Source organism: Methylobacterium sp. E-016, assembly GCF_022829745.1.
GTDB lineage: Bacteria > Pseudomonadota > Alphaproteobacteria > Rhizobiales > Beijerinckiaceae > Methylobacterium.
In genome coordinates this window covers 24,947-41,910 of the sequence record NZ_JAKSYF010000113.1, presented here as the reverse complement: position 1 = coordinate 41,910, position 16,964 = coordinate 24,947, and the positions used below count along the sequence as shown (strand labels likewise).

Genomic DNA, 16,964 nt, shown 5'->3' with positions numbered 1-16,964 from the left:
GCGGCTTGCGCCGCCCCACGGCGGAGGCTATAGGCCCCCCACACCGAAGCGAAACGGCTTCGGCGAGGGCGCGTAGCTCAGCGGGAGAGCACTTCCTTGACATGGAAGGGGTCACAGGTTCGATCCCTGTCGCGCCCACCATTCCGCTTTCGTGGAATGATCGACGAACGAAGCGAGGGCTCCGCAGGGGGCCCTTTTTTCTTGGCCGAGGCGTCGTTTCGGACACGTTCCTAGGAGGACGCCGACGATCGCTCATCCCGACATGCGATCGGCTCGACGCACCGGGGGTGCATCGAGCCGGATCCTATCGCGGGGATCGAGCCGACCCGACCCGTCGCGAACGCTCAATCGTCGTCGTCTTCCTCGACGTCGACGAGATCGGTGGTGTCGTCGTCCTCGTCGTCGACCACGAGGGTGTCGTCGTCGGCGGTTTCGCCGTCGGCATCCGGCTCGATGACGTCGTCGCCCTCGGTGTCCGTGTCGGTATCCTTCTCGGTCTCCTCGGCCTCGACCTCGTCGAGGGAGACCAGTTCCGGACCGGCGGCATCGGCCTCGTCGTCGTCGGCGACCGGATCCTTGCGGGCGGCGATCGGCGCGGACCGGCTGGCGAAGGGGGTGAGGGCGGCGGTCGGGACGACCTCGCCGGAATAGGGGGAAACCACCGGATCACGACCGAGGTCGTAGAACTTCCTGCCGGTCGTCGGGCAGATCCGTTTGGTACCGAGTTCGGGACGAGCCACGTGCGCCTTCCTGTGTCAGTGCGATCAAGCCCCGTGATGTCGCGGGTTTTCGCGCGGTGTCAATTCATGTCGCTCGATGCGCGCATGGCGGCCCTGCATCGAAGACCGGAAAAAAGCAGTCCGGAACGCTGTCGGCGTCCCGCTCGTTCGGTCTCCACATCCAAGGAGACCAACGCTCATGAAGATCGCCATCCTCGCCGGCCTGCTCGCCCTCGGCGCGCTCGCCCAATCCGCACCGGCCGAGGCCAAGGGCTGCATCAAGGGTGCCATCGTCGGCGGCGTCGCGGGCCATATGGCCGGCCATGGCAAGATGGGTGCGGCCGCGGGCTGCGCCGTCGGGCACCACAACGCCAACAAGAAGCGCTGAGGGCTTCGTAGCGCTCGGCCCCGCCGTTTCTCGAGACGGCGGGGCTGCGAGCGCACATGCCGGGCCGGGTGGCCTGGCGCATCGAGCACGCGAACGCCGAGGAGAAGGGAAAGGTGGGTCCCAGGGCCGAAGCCCCGGGTTCTGTTTCGACGGTTACCCTACCGCAAGATGCTTACGCCGCGAGGCGGGCATCCATGACAACGTTATCGTTGGCATTTAGGATTTGGTCAGGTGCCCGAAACGGGGGTTGCCCGCGTCGAACCGGTCGAGTCCCTACCGACAGTCGCATCGTACCTCACCGGAGTGAAGCTGAACTCGCGATCCCTTTACCGCCCAGTCGAACCTATTTCGCCCCCATCAGAAACGCAGCTCCGTCAGGCATCGCCCGCTGCGTTCGTGGTGGAGGCGCCGGAGTACTGCCCTCCGGGTCCTGAAACGTTATTACGAACCGGTCATCAACCGCACCCCTGATATAGCCGGTCCCCGGCCGAAAATCCAGATCCCTCGTGCGGCGGCGTGCGGTCTCGCCTTAACCGTTCGCTCACCCCAATGCGCGACGAGCCGGCCGTGGCTTCTCGCGAACAGAGGTTCTTGGATGACCGACACGATTGGGATCGCCGGCGACCGCATCCGCTCCATCATCGAGCGGGTCGAGCAGGTCGACGAGGAGATCAAGGCGCTGATGGAGGCGAAGAAGGAAATCTTCGCCGAGGCCAAGGGTGAGGGCCTCGACGTGAAGATCCTCAAGGAGATCATCCGCCTGCGCAAGCTCGACCAGGATGCGCGCGACGAGCACGAGACGCTGCTCGACGTCTACATGCGGGCCATGGACGCCCCCGCCCCGAAGCCCGAGGCGATGGCAGCCTGACGTCGCGCGATCGGTCGCTCCGACGGGGCCCGCCGCCGGCGCGCCCCGTCGGATCAGGCCCCGCTCAGCACCTTCTCGGCACTGCGCAGGCTGAGCGCCATGATGGTCAGGGCCGGGTTCGCCGCGAGCGAGCTCGGGAAGGTGGAGCCGTCGCAGATCCACAGGTTCGGGACCTCGAAGGATTTCCCGAACGGGTCCACCACGGCCTCGTCGCCGTCATGCCCCATGCGGCAGGTGCCGATGGTGTGGGCGACCCGGTCGAGCGCCCAGATGTCGCGGGCACCGGCCCGCGTCCACAGGTCGATCATCAGCTTCGTCGCGTGGGCGTTCAGCCGCTCCTCGTTGTGGCCGTAGCCGAAATCAATGGTCGCCTTGCCCATGCCCAGGGCGTCAGTCTCGTCGGAGAGCGTCAGCCGGTTGGCATCGCACGGCAGGGTCTCGCCGTTGATGCCGATGCCGGCGACGTGGTTGTAGTCCGCCAGGTAGTCGCCGAGCGCCTTGCCCCAGAGCTTGCGGCCGCGGGCCACCGAGTTGGCGAAGGTCAGCGGCGCGACGCCGAGGCTCTGGACGAGGTAGCCGCCGGCGAAGTCGGCGTCCTTCGGCCGGATCATGTCCTCGGTGATCAGCGATGACGGGTAGCCGCGGTTGGGCCGCGTCTCGGCGTCGAACGTGCCCCAGACCTGGGTCGCGACGTGACCCATGTAGTTGCGCCCGACCTGCCCGCTGCCGTTGGCCAGCCCCGTATGCAGCAGCAGCCGCGCGGTCTCGACCGAGCCGGCGCAGAGGAACACCTGCGCGCAACGCTGGCGGCGGTCGACGCCGCCCTGCCGGTAGACCACTGCGGTGATCCGGCCGTCGCGATCGCGCTCGAACCCGTGGGCCCGCGCCTCGGACCGGATCTCGGCGCCGTGGGCCACCGCCAGGGGCAGGTAGGTCACGTCCATGCTGGTCTTGGCGCCGTTGCGGCAGCCCTGGTGGCAGTAGCCGCAATTGATGCAGGCCGGGCGCAGGCCCCCGCCCTCCTGCGCGAAGTCGCGGGAGACCACGGCCGCGGGCGCATCGGTCGCGCGGATGCCCGCACCCTCGCAGGCCTGCGCCATGATCTGCGCCGACGCGTTGCGGGGCACCGGCGCGAGGGGGTAGCGACGGCTCGCGTCCCACGGATAGCTCTGCGGGCCGGAGACGCCGATGAAGGCCTCGACGCGCTCGTAGAACGGCAGCAGCTCGTCGTAGCTCACCGGCCAGTCGACGCCCTCGCCGGTCTCGGTGCGGATCATCAAATCGCGCTGGTCGGCGCGCGGGCAGAACGCGCCCCAGTGCAGGGTCGAGCCGCCGACGCCCGTGCCGCTGTTGTTGCCGCCGAAGGCTTCCGGGGTCGAGCCGCCGCTCGGGCGCTCGTCGGTCCAGTAGATCTCGTCGGCGAGCGTCTCGTCGAAGGCGAAGCCCTTGGGGTCGAAGTTCGGGCCGGCCTCGAGGGCGACGACGCGCGATCCGGCGGCGGCGAGGCGCGCCATCAGCGGCGCGCCGCCGGCACCGGTGCCGATCACCACCGCATCGACGACGTCGTCGGTCGCGTAGCGCGTCATGGAATCGAGGTTCATCGTCCGTCCCCACCCTGCGCGACGGGCTCCCAGCCCTCGCGCTCGCCCAATCCGATCTTGGTGAAGCCCACCGGCTGCGCACCGTCGCCGCCCGCACCGATGCCGGAGAACCCGATCCAGGCGAGCGCCGCCGGATGGGCGAGCCAAGTGCGCACCACGTCGGCGCGCAGGTCCTCGAACCAGACGGTCAGCTGCTCCGGCGCGAAGCCGAGCGCCGATCCGCCCGGCAGGACGCCCTTCTCGATCGCCCGGAGCAGGTCGTCCTGCGCCGCGCCGTCGAGGGCGAGGAAGCGCCGACCGTCGGCGCCCGCCGCGGCATCGAGGCTGCGAAGCGCGGTCTTGTAGGCCAATGCGTCCGGCGGCAGGGCGGAGAACCGCCAGCCGTCGCCCCGGCCGCTCGCGAGCCGCGCGTCGATGCGGGCGGCGAGGTCGATCCCGGCGGCCTGCGGCAGGACGCGGGCGACGAGGGCGCGCAGGATCGCGAGCTCGATCGCGTCGAGGGCCCGCGGTCGATAGCCGGGATCGTCGGGCTCGGCCCGCGCGTGCAAGGCGTCGCGCAGGCGGCTGTTGACCCGGTCCGACGCGATTAGTCTCGCATACGCCGCGTCGATCACAGGTGCCTCGGCAAACGTCGTGTCGGGTGCGGCCGCATGGGCGCGGATCAGGTCGGCGACCGCGTCGGGCCGCTCGATCGGCAGCAGATGGCCGGCGCCGTCGAGGGTGACACGGCGCGATGAACCGAGATGCGGCGCCATCAGCGCGGCCTGCGCCTCCGGCCCGAGGTCGCCGTCCTCGCCCCCGGCGAGGATCAGGGCCGGGGTGCGCAGGATGCCGATGCGCTCGCACCAATCTTCGCGGCTTCCATCGCTGAGCCAGGCCCGCCAGGCCGCCGGCGCGGTGCGCAGCACGTCGGCGACCGCGGCTTCGGCGCGTTCGGCGGGGAGGGGAGAGCCGACGTTGCTCTCGATGAAGACCTGAGCTTCCGCCTGCCGGGTCGCCGCGTCGGCTCCGATCCAGGCGATCATCGTCTCGCGGCGCGCCTCTTCCATCGGCTCGGGGCTCGGCGGCGATCCCGCGAGCAGCACGAGGCCGGAGAGACCGTCCAGCCCCGCCTCGCCGTCCTCGGCGCGGCGGGCCAGCGCGAGCGCCACCTTGGCACCCATGCTGTGCCCGGCGATCAGCCAGCGCGCCGGGGCCGCCGCACGGATCCTGCCCGCGACGTGATCGGCCATCGCCGCGACGTCGTAGCCCGGCACGTCGGCGGCGTCGCCGAAGCCGGGGAGGTCGATCGGGACGCACGCGACCGCGGCGCCGAGGCGATCGGCGACCTGCGCCCATTCCCGTGCGCTGCCGCCGAGGAAGTGCAGGCAGAACAAGGTCGGCGGCGGGGAGGGGGCGGACGGGACGTTCGGGCTCATGCCAGCAAAGTTGCGCGGGACGCCCGGCAATCAAGCGACCTAATTGCCGCGCTTGGCGCCGAATGCGACGCGCGATGCCCCGCGCGACGTGGACCCGTGGCGCGGGGCCCGCCGCCGCCGGCACGGCGATGGCCGACACCCGGGGGATCGACCGCCGGAACGACCCGAGACCGTGCACCGGGTCGACCCGATCCGCGCGCAGCCGTAAGCAGAGCGGGCTGCGATCCGAAGAAGAAGCCAAGCCCGATGATCCCGACCCTCGACCAGGTTCCCGACGGCCTCGCCACCCGCCACGACCGCTACGCCGACGCGCATATCCGCGCCACGCTGCGGGCGACGCGCACCATCGCCCTGGTCGGCGCCTCGGCCAATCCGGCGCGTCCGAGCTGGATCGTGCTGAAGTACCTGCTCGATCGCGGCTACGCGGTGACGCCGGTCAATCCGGGGCTCGCCGGGCAGACGCTGCTCGGGCGCCCGGTGGCCGCGTCCATCGCCGAGATCGGCGAACCGATCGACATGGTCGAAATCTTCCGCAACTCCGCCGCCGCCGGCGGCCTCGTTGACGAGGCCTTGGCGCTGGACCCGCTGCCGAAGACGATCTGGATGCAGCTCGGCGTGCGCGACGACGCGGCCGCCGCCCGCGCCGAGGCGCGCGGCGTCACCGTGATCATGAACCGCTGCCCGAAGATCGAGTACGGCCGCCTGTCCGGCGAGATCGGCTGGACCGGCGTCAACTCGCGGATCATCAGCGCGAAGAAGCCGGTGCTCGCGGCCAAGGGCGTGCAGAAGTTCACCATCGCCCCGCGCGGCGGCGGAACGGATTGAGGCGCTGCGTCCGCAGCCGGCGTAACAGCACCGGTTCCCGCATTGCGGTATCCTAATACCACCAGGCCGAACCCCTTCCAGAACTTCGCTTTTCGGACGATGCGCGCCCGTGAAACGGCTTGACCTCGAACCTCGGCCCGTCTATCCAGCGCCCAACGCCGCCGCGTCCCCCGACGCGGCGGCGGCTCGTTTTTCGATACACCACCGAGCGCCAACGGAATTCGGCTTATGAAAACCTTTTCGCTGAAGCCCGCCGACGTCGACAAGAAGTGGATCGTGATCGACGCGGAGGGCCTCGTCGTCGGCCGTCTGGCTTCGATCATCGCCCTGCGTCTGCGCGGCAAGCACAAGCCCGCCTACACCCCCCACGTCGATTGCGGCGACAACGTCATCGTCATCAACGCCGACAAGGTGAAGTTCACCGGGCGCAAATACGTCCAGAAGGTGTACTACCACCACACCGGCTTCCCCGGCGGCATTAAGGAGCGGTCGGCCAAGTTCATCCTCGAAGGGCGCTTCCCCGAGCGCGTCGTGGAGAAGGCCGTCGAGCGCATGCTGCCCCGCGGCCCGCTGTTCCGCCAGATCATGGGCAACCTGCGGGTCTACAAGGGCACCAGCCACCCGCACGAGGCCCAGCAGCCGCAGACGTTCGACGTCGGCGTCCTCAACCGCAAGAACGTGAGCGCTTAAGATGGCGACGCTTCAGTCCCTCTCCGACCTCAACCGGTCGAACGCCGGCGGCCTCGACAACGAGCACGCCGCCCCCGTCCACGTCCAGAAGCTCGACGCCCAGGGCCGCGCCTACGCCACCGGCAAGCGCAAGGACGCGGTCGCCCGCGTCTGGATCCGCCCCGGCACCGGCAAGGTCGTCATCAACAAGCGCGCGGTCGAGGTGTACTTCGCCCGCCCCGTCCTGCGGATGATCCTGCGCCAGCCGCTCACGGTGGCCAACCGCGTCGACCAGTACGACATCACCGTCACGGTCGCCGGCGGCGGCCTCTCGGGCCAGGCCGGCGCGGTGCGTCACGGCCTCTCGAAGGCGCTGACCTACTACGAGCCGGAGCTGCGCGCGCCGCTGAAGCGCGAGGGCTTCCTCACCCGCGACAGCCGCGTGGTCGAGCGCAAGAAGTACGGCCGCAAGAAGGCCCGCCGCAGCTTCCAGTTCTCGAAGCGCTGATCGGCCCGGTCGGACAAAGGAAAAGGCGGCTCCTTGCGGAGTCGCCTTTTTTCTTGGTTTGGTCGAACCGCCGGCTCGCTTATCGCGCGGCGCTTCGAAGGGCGTCCGATGGAGCAGGCCGTCGAACCACTCCGTTTCAGGCGTGGACGGCCTTCTCCAGCTCGGCCTTAGACATCTTCGAGCGCCCGGCGACCTTCTGCGCCTTGGCCTTCTTCATCAGGTCGGCCTTGGTCTCGCCGGAGGCAGACTTGCGCGCCGCGGCAGCCTTCTTCGCCACGTCCTTCGGCTGCTTCGAGAACTGCTTGCCCTTGGCCGTGTCGCTGCGCTTCTTCTCGGTCGAGCGGTCGTACTGCTCGTCGGAGACCGCCTCGCGCGCCTTCTTCGGCAGGTAGCGTTCCCCGGTCTTGCCGCTCTCCTTGCCAGACTTCGTGTCCCATGCCTCGTCGGTCCACTGCTTGAGATGGTTGTCGTCGGTCTTCTTGCCGGCATAGCCGCCGCCGGCCTTCTTGTATTCCTGGGTCGCGAGCTGAGCCTTCCGGGCCGACCATTGGCCGGCCTTTCCGCCCTTGTCGCTCTTCGTGACCTTGTCCTTGGTCTTCTCCCAAAGCTTGGGGTCGGTCTTCTTCGCTGTCTCGGACATCGCTCGATCACCCGTCGTCGTGGATTTTGCCAACAACGAGAGCACGCCGGCCCCGTTCCGGCGGTGATGCGATGGCCTGTTGATGACGCCCGGCATTGACAGGCCGGCACGCACCGGCCACCTCCCGCACCGCGACACGACGCGCCGGCGGCGGCCGGATTCGGGGGTGCGACGACGATGGCGGGCGAGAACCACAAGCCGACGGTGTTCATCGACGGCGAGGCCGGCACCACCGGGCTCGGCATCCGCGAGCGCCTGGAGCGCGACGGCAAGGTGACCCTGCGCAGCATCGCGCATGCCGACCGCAAGGATGCCGGCGTGAAGCGGGCGCTGCTCGCCGAGGTCGACCTCGTGGTGCTCTGCCTGCCGGACGACGCCGCCCGCGAGACGGTGGCGCTCTGCGACGCGCTGCCCGGCGGCGGCCCCCGCGTGCTCGATGCCAGCACCGCCCACCGCGTCGCGGCGGGCTGGACCTACGGCTTCGCCGAGATGGCCCCGGGGCAGGCGGAGGCGATCGCCGCCGCGCGCCGGGTCGCCAATCCCGGCTGCTATCCCACCGGCGCGATCGCGCTGCTGCGGCCCCTGGTCGAGGGCGGCCTGATCCCGTCCGACTTCCCCGTCAGCATCAACGCGGTCAGCGGCTACAGCGGCGGCGGCAAGAGCATGATCGAGGCCTACGAGGCCGGCTCCGCGGCCCCGTTCCTGCTCTACGGCCTCGGCTTCGCGCACAAGCACCTGCCGGAGACGCAGGCCTATTCCCGGCTCACCACCCGGCCGATCTTCATCCCGTCCGTCGGCGCGTTCCGGCAGGGCATGCTGGTCTCGATCCCGCTCCATCTCGACGCGTTGCCGGGCCGTCCGTCCGCCGGCGATCTCGAGAACGCGCTCGCACGCTGGTATGCGGGGCAGGCGCTGGTGCAGGTGGTGATCGGCGCCACCACCGGCGCGCACAAGGAGCAGATCGAGCCGGAGGCGTTGAACGACACCGACCGCCTCGAGCTGCGGGTGTTCGGCTCGGCCGAGCACCGTCAGGCGGTGCTGGTCGCGCGCCTCGACAACCTCGGCAAGGGCGCCTCCGGGGCGGCGGTCCAGAACATCGGCCTGATGCTCGGGCTCGGCGCCTGAGCCTGCGCCCGACGCATTGACGTGGCCCGACGGCCCGCGAACAATCGGGTGTCAGCAACAGGAGACCGTTCCAGCATGACCGAGACGCGCCCACCGCTGCCGCCGTTCGACGCCTTGTCCGCGGCGAAGAAGGCGCGCGGCGCCGAGGATGCCTGGAACACCCGCGATCCCGAGCGGGTGTCGCTCGCCTACACCCCCGACAGCTGGTGGCGGAACCGCTCCGAGTTCCTGACCGGGCGGCCGGCGATCGTCGCGTTCCTGACGCGCAAGTGGGAGCGCGAGCGCGAGTACCGCCTGATCAAGGAGGTCTGGGCCTTCCATGAGAACCGGATCGCGGCGCGCTTCGCCTACGAATGGCACGACGCGTCCGGGCAGTGGTTCCGCTCGCACGGCAACGAGCAATGGGAATTCACCGAAACGGGCCTGATGCGCCGCCGCGAGGCCAGCATCAACGACGTCGCGATCGACGCGTCCGAGCGCAAGTTCCACTGGCCGCAAGGGCCGCGCCCGGCCGACCATCCGGGCCTGAGCGACCTCGGCCTGTGACCGCGTTTCGCGGTTCGCCCGCGTTCCTGTAGAAGCCCGCGCGTCGCGATGCCGGCGCGAAAGGATGCCGATGACCGAACTGCCCAACGTGCACGTCCGTGCCGAAGTTTTGGCCCAGGCGCTGCCCCACATGCAGCGCTACGACCAGGAGATCGTGGTCATCAAGTATGGCGGGCATGCCATGGGCGACGCTTCGGCGGCCGAGGACTTCGCCGAGGACATCGTGCTGCTCGAGCAGTCGGGCGTGAAGCCGATCGTCGTCCACGGCGGCGGCCCGCAGATCGGCCGGATGCTCGACCGGCTCGGCATCCAATCCGAGTTCCGCGGCGGCCTTCGCGTCACCGACGAGGCCACCGTCGAGGTGGTCGAGATGGTTTTGGCCGGGTCGATCAACAAGCAGATCGTCGGCTGGATCTCGGCCGAGGGCGGCCGGGCGATCGGCCTGTGCGGCAAGGACGGGAACATGGTCCGCGCCAAGCGGGCGTCGAAGACCGTGATGGACCCCGAGAGCCGGGAGATGCAGACGGTGGACCTCGGCCTCGTCGGCGAGCCCGAGCATGTCGAGCGCGGCGTCCTCGACGCGGTGCTGAAGGCGGAGCTGATCCCGGTCCTGGCGCCGGTGGCGTACGGTGCCGACGGCAAGACCTACAACGTCAACGCCGACACCTTCTCTGGCGCCATCGCCGGCGCGCTGCGGGCCAAGCGCCTGCTGCTGCTCACCGACGTGCCGGGGGTGCTCGACAAGGACAAGAACCTGATCCCGGAGCTGACGGTCGAGGATTGCCGGCGACTGATCGCCGACGGCACCATCACCGGCGGCATGATCCCGAAGATCGAGACCTGCATCTACGCGATCGACCAGGGCGTCGAGGCGGTCGTCATCCTCGACGGCAAGGTCAACCACGCGGTGCTGCTCGAGCTCTTCACCGATTACGGCGCCGGCACCCTGATCCGCCGAAGCTGACGGACGAACGCACCATCGAAAGCGCCCGGGTCGTGCTTCGGCCCGGGCGACCGCATCGCGCCCCGCGGTCATTTTCGGAGACCGGACATCTCGAACAGAACCATACCCGGCGAGAGCCACGTGACGGCCCCGGATGCGCGCGGCTTCGAGGCCGTCGACACCTGGGTGTTCGACCTCGACAACACCCTCTACCCGAGCGACGCCATGGTGTGGCCGCAGGTGGACGAGCGCATCACGCTGTTCGTGATGCAGCTCTACGGCCTCGACGGGCTCTCGGCGCGCGCGCTGCAGAAGTATTTCTACCACCGCTACGGCACGACGCTGAAGGCGCTGATGGTCGAGGAGAACGTCGACCCGCACGCCTTCCTCGACTTCGCCCACGACATCGACCACGCGACGATCCGGCTCGACCCGGCTCTGGGCGACGCAATCGAGCGGCTGCCCGGGCGCAAGCTGATCCTCACGAACGGCTCGCGCAGGCACGCCGAGAACGTCGCGAAGAGCCTCGGCATCCTCGACCATTTCGAGGACGTGTTCGACATCGCCGCCGCCGACTTCGTGCCCAAGCCCGAGCGCGCGACCTACGAGCGTTTCCTCGCGCAGCATCGGGTCGACCCGACGCGGGCGGCCCTGTTCGAGGACATCGCCCGCAACCTCGCGGTGCCCCACCAGATGGGGATGGCCACCGTCCTCGTGGTTCCGGCCGTGATCGACCCCTACCGCGAGGCGTTCGAGCAGGAGGCGGTGCGGGGGGCGCATATCGACCACATCACCAACGATCTCGCCGGCTTCCTGCGCAGCTGCGTCCTCCCGGTGGCAAAGGACGCCGCGTGAGCCTCGCCGCCGCCAAGGCGCCGAGCCTCGCCGAGATCGAGGATCTGGCCCAGGCGGCCTTCGCCGCGCTGCCGGCGGAATTCCGGGCGCTGGCGAAGGACGTCCGCATCGTCGTCGACGATTTTCCCGACGACGACACGCTGACCGAAATGGCCTGCGACTCGGAGTTCGACCTGCTCGGCCTGTTCCGCGGCATCGGGCTGGCCCAGGCGGGCGAGACCGTGACGGGCCAGATGCCGAACACCGTCTGGCTCTATCGCCGGCCCCTGCTGGATTACTGGGCCGAGCACGACGAGACGCTCGGCCACCTCGTCGCCCACGTCCTGATCCACGAGATCGGCCACCATGTCGGGCTCTCGGACGCCGACATGGCCGGCATCGAGGCGGCGGCCGACCTCTGACCCGTCAGGCGCGCGGCGGCTCGCCCGGCGTCGGCAGCTTAAGGCGGCTGACCTTCGGGCGCCGCGTGCGGAACTGCCCGCGCTCGATCGCGACGAAGACCAGGATGGTGATGGCGAGCGTCGTCAGCCACCACACCACCGTGAGCCCGACGCCGATGCAGGCGATGGTGAAGGCGGCGGCGAAGCCCGCCATCGCCCCGGGAACCAGCAGCGGCACGTCGCGGCCCGCCCGGCGAATCGAGGCGTAGAGGGCGAAGGCGGCGGCGAGCGCCCCGACGACGCCGAGCTCGTACCACATGGCGAACAGCGCCGTGCTAGGGGCGTTCACCGGGATCAACCCGAAGACCCGGCCGCGCAGCGCCGTCTCGAAGCCGTGGCCAGTGATCAGCCGGACCGGCTCGGTGGTCACGATTCGCTGCCAGCTCTTCAGCGTCAGCACGCCGGGGCTGAGCGGCCCGAACAGGGCGGCGCCGATCGGTCGCGCCAGGAACGGCAGCAGCGGCGCCACCGCGAGCAGGCCGGCGGCCAGGCCCGCGGTGAGGCCGACGCCGAGGCGCGGCCGGAAGCTCGTCACGGCGAAGGCGAGGGCGCCGATCGCCAGGGCCGCGATCTGCCCGACGTTCGGGGAGACCGCCAGCGCCACGGCGACCACCACGGCGAGGCCCAGCGCCTCGCGGTCGCGCCGGCGCGAGCGCAGCCACGCCACCGAGGGCCAGAGCAGCAAGGCCAGGAGGGTGAGGCCGCGATCGAGCGCGTTGTCGTCGTCGGGCACGCCGCGCATCAGGGTGTCGCCGAACAGGCCGAGCACGATGGCGACGATCGCCGCCGCGGTGACGCCGAGCGGCAGCAGGTAGAGGTTGGCCGAGCGCATCCGGTCCGGCAGCGCCATGTAGCCGGCGAGCGTCAGCAGGATCGTCGCGACGAGGTTGGCGAAGCGCTCGGAGGCGGCGCCGGGGAACGGCGTCCAGACCAGCGACAGCGCCATCCACACCAGCACGAGCAGGCCGGCTAGGAAGGCCGGCGCGCGCAGCAGCCGGGCGCTGCCCGACAGCAGCGGGCGCTGGCGCCCGTCGATGGCGCTGGCGATGATCAGCAGCGCGACCGCGATCGGGGCGAGGATCACCGTGGCGCGGCGCGCCACCTGCGCCACCACCGGCACGATCACGAACAGCCCGAAGAACCCGACGCGGCGCAGGAGCGCGGCCGCATCGAGCGCCGGGTCGATCGTCTGGGTGGATGGGCGCGCCATGGTGCGACTCGAAACCAGCGTGACGGCGACGTGCCCGGGAAACCCGGCCGCGCCCGTCCTTGCCTTCCCGCTTAAGCAAGCCGCGCGCTAGGGGCTGTAGACGCCCGGCCACACAGGGGCGCCGACGTCGCCCGCCTCAGGCGGTCGTGACCTCCGTCTGCGGCCGGCGGCGGACCACGCGGCGACCGACGTCGGACAGCACGCGCCAGCCGCCCCAGGCGGCGAGGAACCCGAGCAGCCCGGCCACCACCCCGTCCGTCGTGGTCGGCAGCGCCGGTTCGTAATTCTGGTAGGTGGCGCGGGCGAGCGGCACGTCCGGGTCGCGGATCACGGCGGCGAGCCGCCCGAGCGGGCTCATGGCCGAGGCCAGCGCCTGCTGCTGCGCCGAAAGCCGGGCGAGCCGCTCGATGTCGTAGCGCGCCGCCTCGCCCCGCCGCGCGATCAGGGTGTCGGGGTTGGTGCGAAGCCGGTCGACCGCCCCGTCGCGGGTGTTGCCGGTGGCCTTGGCGTCGGAATCGAGCGTCGCGATCTCGCGCTTCAGCTCGTCGAGGGCGCCGCCGAGGCGCTGGGCGTATTGCTGGGCGAATTCGGGGCCCTGCGCCGCCAGCCCGCCGCCGAGGAGGCCGAGCGCCAGACCGAGGGTGCGGAAGACACGAAACACGGCATCGCCTCGTCGAAATGGTCGTTGCAGAAGAGCACGGCGACGGCGGCAGTTCCAGAACCCGGTCGGATTCAGGCCGGCAGGGTCAGCAGGCCCGCCGCGCCGTCGACGCATCCGAAGGCCAGCCGCCCGCCCTTCGCGTCCCAGGCGAGCGCCGAGATCGCGCTGCCCTTCACCGCCGGGCGGACCAGCAGCTCCGAGGCGTCGGTGAAGCGCACGAGCAGGATGCAGCCGTCCTCGTAGCCCATCGCCAGCACCAGGGCCTTGGGGTGGAACGCGACGCGCGAGACGCGGGCCGGGCGCACCCCGCACTCCCGCGGGGCCTTGCCGGTCGGGCCCTCCTTCGAATCGAACGGCCAGACGATCGCGGCCTCCGCGCCGCTGGTGGCGAGCCAGTGCCCGTCCGACGACCACGACACCGAGCGCACCTTGGCCGGGTAGCCCGACATCCGCATGTGGCCGCGGTCCGGCTGCAGGCGCCAGCCGTGCAGCGCGTTCTCCTGCATGGTCGAGACGACGAAGCGCCCGTCGGGCGACCACGTCACGTCGATGTGCGAGCCCTTCCACTCGACCATCTCGGCCGGGGTCTCGTGGTTCGGGTACCAGAGCGAGACGCCGTTGTAGTGCGACGCCGCGAGCCGGTAGCCCTTCGGGGCGAAGGCGAGGCCGCGGGCGGTGGAGGGGGCGGTGAGGGTCCGCTCGCGCCCCTTGGCGTCGCGGGCGACCACGCTGCGCCCGGCGGCGTAGGCGACCGACCCGTCGGGGTGCAGCGCCAGCGCATCGATCCAGGCGCCGCCCTTGGCGGTGGCGACCTCGGACAGGGTGCCGTCGGCCCCGATCGCCACGACGCGCCCGTCGTCGCCGCCGGTGACGAGGCGGTTAGCATCGCCGGCGGCAGCGAGGATGCCGGCCTCGGGATGGGCGGCGAGGCGGCTCGAGGTGCCGTCGCGGCTCAGGACGATCGTGCCGTCGCCGAGCGCCAGCAGCAGCGCGTCCTTCACGAAGTGCGCGGCGACGACGTGGGCGCCCGCCTCGATCGGCGCGACGTGGGTGGTCAGCGAGGTGTTGCTCATCGGGCGACTCGATCGGAACGAAGGCGGACAGGACGGGTGCGGAACGGGATCAGGCGGCGGGCGGCTCGGGCATCATCGCGCGGTGGCGGAGCGCGAAGATCGCGGCGACCAGTGCGAGAACGCCCGATATCGCCGCCGGGATCACCAGGGCATAGAGGTCGAGGCGGGCATAGGCCACGGCGCCGGCGAGGGCGCCGACCAGGAGGGCGGCCCAGACCGCCCCGTCCCCGACCCAGCCGAAGGGCGGCCCGGTGCGGGTGAGCGCCTGCGCGATCTTCTGCCCGAGGCTGAACAGCGCCCCGGTGACGAAGGTGGTGCCGGCGCGAAACCCCTTCACCTGCGCCAGCACAGCGTTCTGCGAGCCCATCGCCACCGCCATGAAGAACGAGGCGATGCCGAGCTCCGGGATCGCGAGGCCGACGCCGAGGGCGGCCAGGATCAGCAAGGCCTCGTAGCCGAGCACCGCCGGCGTCGCCCAGGGGAAGGGGACCAGGATCGACAGCCCGCTGCCAAGGACCGCGCCGGCGAGGAACCCGCCGATCAGGACCGCCGGCAGCACCACGTGCGCGAAGTCGGCGTGCCCGAGGAAGACCGAGAGCTGCGTGGTGTTACCGCTCATGAACGAGGTGTAGAGGCCGCCGAGGCGCACGAAGCCGAGGGCGTCGACGTATCCAGCGAGCGCCGTCAGCACGAGGCCGGTGCCGAGCTGCCAGGACCGGCTCACAAAACCTGATCCGGTGCGCGTTCCGTCAACACTCGGTTAACCATTCCCAGCGCCTCGTCCAGGGGCGGGCGGGCAGGGTTAAGGCTTCGCTCACCAAACCTCGGCAATTCGATGCAATCCCGGCGAACGCCGGAGCACAGGGCCCCGTTGGTCTTGCGATCCGGCTGCGGGACCTTCGTTCCGCGCCGGGTGAGTTGGAGTTGCGTCATGATGTCCTTCGCCTGCGCCGCCATCGGCCTGCCGAGCTACCTCGACCGCGCGCCCACCACCGTCTTGGTGGTGGAGGACGAGCCGTTCGTCTGCGAACTGGCGGCGGAGGCGCTGCTCGACGAGGGCTACCGCGTCCTGACCGCCGCGGATGCCTGGGAAGCCGAGGCGATCCTCGCTCGGGAGACCGTCGATCTGCTCTTCACCGATATCGATCTCGCTCGCAACACGAACGGGATCACGCTGGCGCGGGCCGCCCGGGCGCATTGCCCCTCGCTCCCGGTGGTCTACACCTCCGGCGGCCGCGCCTGCCTCTCGCAGGGCGAGGCCGTCCCCGAATCGATCTTCGTGCCGAAACCCTATCGGCCGAGCCAGCTGGTCGCACTCACGAACGACATCCTGCGCAGCCACGCCCACCACGCCTGATCCCGATCCCTCGACGCACGACGCCCGGAACCCTGACGCATGCGCCTCGCTCACGCCGCCCTCCTGATGCTCGCCGCCGGCCTCGCCACGCCGGTCGAAGCCGCCTGCGACGTGAAGGGCGCCAAGATCGAGGAGACGATCGCCCGAAAGAGCGAGCTGCAGGAAGCCGCCAACAAGCAGACGGTGCGCGACCTGCGCACGCTGCGCGACGCGGCGATCGTGCTCGAAACCTATTCCTACGTCACCGAGTGCGAGCGCGTTCTGGAGATCGTGAAGACCCTGGCCGCCGACCCGGAGAAGACGATCGAGAAGGGCGACACCGACGAGGAGAAGGCCGAGGACCTGCAGGAGGCGCGCAAGCCCAAGCCCGCCTTGGAGCCGGCCGCGCCGGCCAAGCCCAAATGATCAAGCCCAAATGATCACGCCCACATGATGGGGAAGCCCGGGTCGGTCCGCCTCTACCAGCCGAACCGCGCGATCCGGGCGAGCTGCGCCTTGCCGGCGGCCTCGTCCCGGCCGAGGAGCGCGACCCGCTCGGACAAGCCGTAGGCGGTCGGCGAGAACGGCAGCGACAGCAGCACGACGCCCTCGGTCCGCGATCGGTTCACCGAGGCGATCAGGCAGGCGATCACGGGATCGTCCTCGGGCGCGCCGACGCAGTCGGCCCGCGGGCTGCCGAACAGGGGCCGGTTCGGCAGCGTCAGCTGGATCGTGGTGCCGCCGCGCCGGTCGGGGGCCGGCGGCAGGCTGTAGCTGCGCACGAACAGGGCCGGGACCAGCACCAGCAGCGCCAGGACGACGAGAGCCTTGCGCATGGCCTCAGCCCGGCTCGTCGAAGCGGCTGCGGAAGAACACCTCGCGCCCGGCGCCGTCGATCACCCGCACCGCCTCCGCCGGCCCGCCCGAACGCTGCGGGACGCGGGCGCGGGCGAACAGGCGCAAGGCGCGTTCCTGCGCGCCCTCGAGCCCGGCGCTGCGCACCGAGATCCGCGTCTGGACGTCGCCCGGCTCGGGGCCGAGGACTTCAATGTGAAAGGTCTCGCGCACCGCCGTGCCTCTGCCCTAACTCGGACGCATCGTCCACCGTCGCGAGACCTTCGCCCGTGAGCCCACTCAAG

General features: G+C 70.6%; 22 protein-coding genes, 1 tRNA gene and 1 other RNA gene. 13 read left to right on the top strand and 11 right to left on the bottom strand.

What is annotated here, in order from left to right; translation table 11 throughout:
* Positions 1–66: 66 nt before the first annotated feature.
* A tRNA-Val gene (locus MKK68_RS14010) sits at positions 67–141 on the top strand.
* Between the two features lie 203 nt (positions 142–344).
* On the opposite strand, the gene MKK68_RS14005 is transcribed toward MKK68_RS14010, so the two are convergent.
* The gene (locus tag MKK68_RS14005) at positions 345–740 is read right to left on the bottom strand and encodes a TIGR02300 family protein (RefSeq protein ID WP_147842056.1); all 396 of its coding nucleotides are present in this window, start codon (positions 738–740) and stop codon (positions 345–347) included.
* 178 nt (positions 741–918) lie between these two features.
* Between MKK68_RS14005 and MKK68_RS14000 the strand changes: the two genes are divergently transcribed.
* Positions 919–1,107, top strand: coding sequence for a hypothetical protein (locus tag MKK68_RS14000; protein WP_147842055.1), 189 nt, complete (start codon positions 919–921; stop codon positions 1,105–1,107).
* A 130-nt stretch (positions 1,108–1,237) separates the two neighbouring features.
* Here the strand turns inward: MKK68_RS14000 and ssrA are convergent.
* Positions 1,238–1,609, bottom strand: a transfer-messenger RNA (tmRNA) gene (gene ssrA, locus MKK68_RS13995).
* A gap of 93 nt (positions 1,610–1,702) precedes the next feature.
* On the opposite strand from ssrA, the gene MKK68_RS13990 reads away from it, so the two are divergent.
* On the top strand, positions 1,703–1,975 hold the full coding sequence (locus tag MKK68_RS13990) for a DUF2312 domain-containing protein (RefSeq protein ID WP_243932515.1): 273 nt from the start codon (positions 1,703–1,705) through the stop codon (positions 1,973–1,975).
* Positions 1,976–2,028: 53 nt separating this feature from the next.
* Here MKK68_RS13990 and MKK68_RS13985 read toward each other — a convergent pair whose 3' ends face one another.
* Both MKK68_RS13985 and MKK68_RS13980 read right to left on the bottom strand, forming a co-directional pair.
* The gene (locus MKK68_RS13985) at positions 2,029–3,576 is read right to left on the bottom strand and encodes a GMC family oxidoreductase (protein ID WP_244030779.1); all 1,548 of its coding nucleotides are present in this window, start codon (positions 3,574–3,576) and stop codon (positions 2,029–2,031) included.
* Positions 3,573–4,994, bottom strand: a complete 1,422-nt coding sequence (locus MKK68_RS13980) for an alpha/beta hydrolase (protein ID WP_244030778.1) — start codon at positions 4,992–4,994, stop codon at positions 3,573–3,575. The genes MKK68_RS13985 and MKK68_RS13980 overlap by 4 nt, the downstream gene beginning before the upstream one ends.
* Positions 4,995–5,240: 246 nt before the next feature.
* Here MKK68_RS13980 and MKK68_RS13975 point away from each other — a divergent pair, with 246 nt between their 5' ends.
* From MKK68_RS13975 to rpsI, 3 genes are all read left to right on the top strand, one after another.
* Entirely contained in the window at positions 5,241–5,819 is a 579-nt protein-coding gene (locus MKK68_RS13975) for a CoA-binding protein (RefSeq protein WP_147842052.1), read from the top strand.
* Between the two features lie 228 nt (positions 5,820–6,047).
* Positions 6,048–6,509 (top strand): 50S ribosomal protein L13, encoded by a 462-nt coding sequence (rplM, locus tag MKK68_RS13970; protein ID WP_147750196.1) that lies wholly within the window; start codon positions 6,048–6,050, stop codon positions 6,507–6,509.
* A gap of 1 nt (position 6,510) precedes the next feature.
* Positions 6,511–6,996, top strand: coding sequence for a 30S ribosomal protein S9 (gene rpsI, locus MKK68_RS13965; RefSeq protein WP_147842051.1), 486 nt, complete (start codon positions 6,511–6,513; stop codon positions 6,994–6,996).
* A 136-nt stretch (positions 6,997–7,132) separates the two neighbouring features.
* Here the strand turns inward: rpsI and MKK68_RS13960 are convergent, their stop codons facing one another.
* Complete coding sequence (locus MKK68_RS13960; RefSeq protein ID WP_243932519.1) at positions 7,133–7,636, bottom strand: hypothetical protein; 504 nt, start codon at positions 7,634–7,636, stop codon at positions 7,133–7,135.
* 177 nt (positions 7,637–7,813) lie between these two features.
* On the opposite strand from MKK68_RS13960, the gene argC reads away from it, so the two are divergent.
* The 5 genes from argC to MKK68_RS13935 all read left to right on the top strand — a co-directional run bounded on the left by argC (position 7,814) and on the right by MKK68_RS13935 (position 11,506).
* A complete protein-coding gene (gene argC, locus MKK68_RS13955; RefSeq protein ID WP_244030776.1) occupies positions 7,814–8,761 on the top strand; it encodes an N-acetyl-gamma-glutamyl-phosphate reductase in 948 nt (315 codons plus the stop codon).
* Positions 8,762–8,836: 75 nt separating this feature from the next.
* Positions 8,837–9,307 carry a DUF1348 family protein gene (locus MKK68_RS13950; protein ID WP_147858225.1) on the top strand — a complete coding sequence of 157 codons (471 nt, stop codon included), beginning with the start codon at positions 8,837–8,839 and terminating at the stop codon, positions 9,305–9,307.
* Positions 9,308–9,377: 70 nt separating this feature from the next.
* Entirely contained in the window at positions 9,378–10,271 is an 894-nt protein-coding gene (argB, locus tag MKK68_RS13945) for an acetylglutamate kinase (protein ID WP_147727765.1), read from the top strand.
* Positions 10,272–10,391: 120 nt separating this feature from the next.
* Positions 10,392–11,105: a pyrimidine 5'-nucleotidase gene (locus tag MKK68_RS13940; protein WP_244030773.1), complete on the top strand. Its 714-nt coding sequence runs from the start codon at positions 10,392–10,394 to the stop codon at positions 11,103–11,105.
* A complete protein-coding gene (locus MKK68_RS13935) occupies positions 11,102–11,506 on the top strand; it encodes a metallopeptidase family protein (RefSeq protein ID WP_147727767.1) in 405 nt (134 codons plus the stop codon). Before MKK68_RS13940 ends, MKK68_RS13935 begins: the two co-directional genes overlap by 4 nt.
* Positions 11,507–11,510: 4 nt before the next feature.
* Here the strand turns inward: MKK68_RS13935 and MKK68_RS13930 are convergent, their stop codons facing one another.
* From MKK68_RS13930 to MKK68_RS13915, 4 genes are all read right to left on the bottom strand, one after another.
* Positions 11,511–12,755: a peptide ABC transporter permease gene (locus MKK68_RS13930; protein ID WP_147842045.1), complete on the bottom strand. Its 1,245-nt coding sequence runs from the start codon at positions 12,753–12,755 to the stop codon at positions 11,511–11,513.
* A 136-nt stretch (positions 12,756–12,891) separates the two neighbouring features.
* Positions 12,892–13,416 (bottom strand): DUF2937 family protein, encoded by a 525-nt coding sequence (locus tag MKK68_RS13925; RefSeq protein WP_244030772.1) that lies wholly within the window; start codon positions 13,414–13,416, stop codon positions 12,892–12,894.
* Positions 13,417–13,487: 71 nt separating this feature from the next.
* Complete coding sequence (locus MKK68_RS13920; RefSeq protein WP_147728007.1) at positions 13,488–14,489, bottom strand: WD40 repeat domain-containing protein; 1,002 nt, start codon at positions 14,487–14,489, stop codon at positions 13,488–13,490.
* Between the two features lie 49 nt (positions 14,490–14,538).
* A complete protein-coding gene (locus tag MKK68_RS13915; protein ID WP_147858227.1) occupies positions 14,539–15,213 on the bottom strand; it encodes a YoaK family protein in 675 nt (224 codons plus the stop codon).
* A 207-nt stretch (positions 15,214–15,420) separates the two neighbouring features.
* Here MKK68_RS13915 and MKK68_RS13910 point away from each other — a divergent pair, with 207 nt between their 5' ends.
* The gene (locus MKK68_RS13910) at positions 15,421–15,846 is read left to right on the top strand and encodes a response regulator (protein ID WP_147728008.1); all 426 of its coding nucleotides are present in this window, start codon (positions 15,421–15,423) and stop codon (positions 15,844–15,846) included.
* A gap of 39 nt (positions 15,847–15,885) precedes the next feature.
* A complete protein-coding gene (locus MKK68_RS13905; RefSeq protein WP_147728009.1) occupies positions 15,886–16,251 on the top strand; it encodes a photosystem reaction center subunit H in 366 nt (121 codons plus the stop codon).
* A 53-nt stretch (positions 16,252–16,304) separates the two neighbouring features.
* Here the strand turns inward: MKK68_RS13905 and MKK68_RS13900 are convergent, their stop codons facing one another.
* Positions 16,305–16,661 carry a hypothetical protein gene (locus MKK68_RS13900; protein WP_147728010.1) on the bottom strand — a complete coding sequence of 119 codons (357 nt, stop codon included), beginning with the start codon at positions 16,659–16,661 and terminating at the stop codon, positions 16,305–16,307.
* Between the two features lie 4 nt (positions 16,662–16,665).
* Positions 16,666–16,893, bottom strand: coding sequence for a hypothetical protein (locus MKK68_RS13895; RefSeq protein ID WP_147844422.1), 228 nt, complete (start codon positions 16,891–16,893; stop codon positions 16,666–16,668).
* Positions 16,894–16,964: the final 71 nt, after the last annotated feature.

Bases quoted from the DNA above. Each gene is read 5' to 3' on its own strand.
- MKK68_RS14000 (WP_147842055.1), top strand. From the start codon at position 919: ATGAAGATCGCCATCCTCGCCGGCCTGCTCGCCCTCGGCGCGCTCGCC.
- MKK68_RS13990 (WP_243932515.1), top strand. From the start codon at position 1,703: ATGACCGACACGATTGGGATCGCCGGCGACCGCATCCGCTCCATCATC.
- MKK68_RS13985 (WP_244030779.1), bottom strand. From the start codon at position 3,576: ATGAACCTCGATTCCATGACGCGCTACGCGACCGACGACGTCGTCGAT.
- MKK68_RS13980 (WP_244030778.1), bottom strand. From the start codon at position 4,994: ATGAGCCCGAACGTCCCGTCCGCCCCCTCCCCGCCGCCGACCTTGTTC.
- MKK68_RS13975 (WP_147842052.1), top strand. From the start codon at position 5,241: ATGATCCCGACCCTCGACCAGGTTCCCGACGGCCTCGCCACCCGCCAC.
- rplM (WP_147750196.1), top strand. From the start codon at position 6,048: ATGAAAACCTTTTCGCTGAAGCCCGCCGACGTCGACAAGAAGTGGATC.
- rpsI (WP_147842051.1), top strand. From the start codon at position 6,511: ATGGCGACGCTTCAGTCCCTCTCCGACCTCAACCGGTCGAACGCCGGC.
- MKK68_RS13960 (WP_243932519.1), bottom strand. From the start codon at position 7,636: ATGTCCGAGACAGCGAAGAAGACCGACCCCAAGCTTTGGGAGAAGACC.
- argC (WP_244030776.1), top strand. From the start codon at position 7,814: ATGGCGGGCGAGAACCACAAGCCGACGGTGTTCATCGACGGCGAGGCC.
- MKK68_RS13950 (WP_147858225.1), top strand. From the start codon at position 8,837: ATGACCGAGACGCGCCCACCGCTGCCGCCGTTCGACGCCTTGTCCGCG.
- argB (WP_147727765.1), top strand. From the start codon at position 9,378: ATGACCGAACTGCCCAACGTGCACGTCCGTGCCGAAGTTTTGGCCCAG.
- MKK68_RS13930 (WP_147842045.1), bottom strand. From the start codon at position 12,755: ATGGCGCGCCCATCCACCCAGACGATCGACCCGGCGCTCGATGCGGCC.
- MKK68_RS13920 (WP_147728007.1), bottom strand. From the start codon at position 14,489: ATGAGCAACACCTCGCTGACCACCCACGTCGCGCCGATCGAGGCGGGC.
- MKK68_RS13910 (WP_147728008.1), top strand. From the start codon at position 15,421: ATGATGTCCTTCGCCTGCGCCGCCATCGGCCTGCCGAGCTACCTCGAC.
- MKK68_RS13905 (WP_147728009.1), top strand. From the start codon at position 15,886: ATGCGCCTCGCTCACGCCGCCCTCCTGATGCTCGCCGCCGGCCTCGCC.
- MKK68_RS13900 (WP_147728010.1), bottom strand. From the start codon at position 16,661: ATGCGCAAGGCTCTCGTCGTCCTGGCGCTGCTGGTGCTGGTCCCGGCC.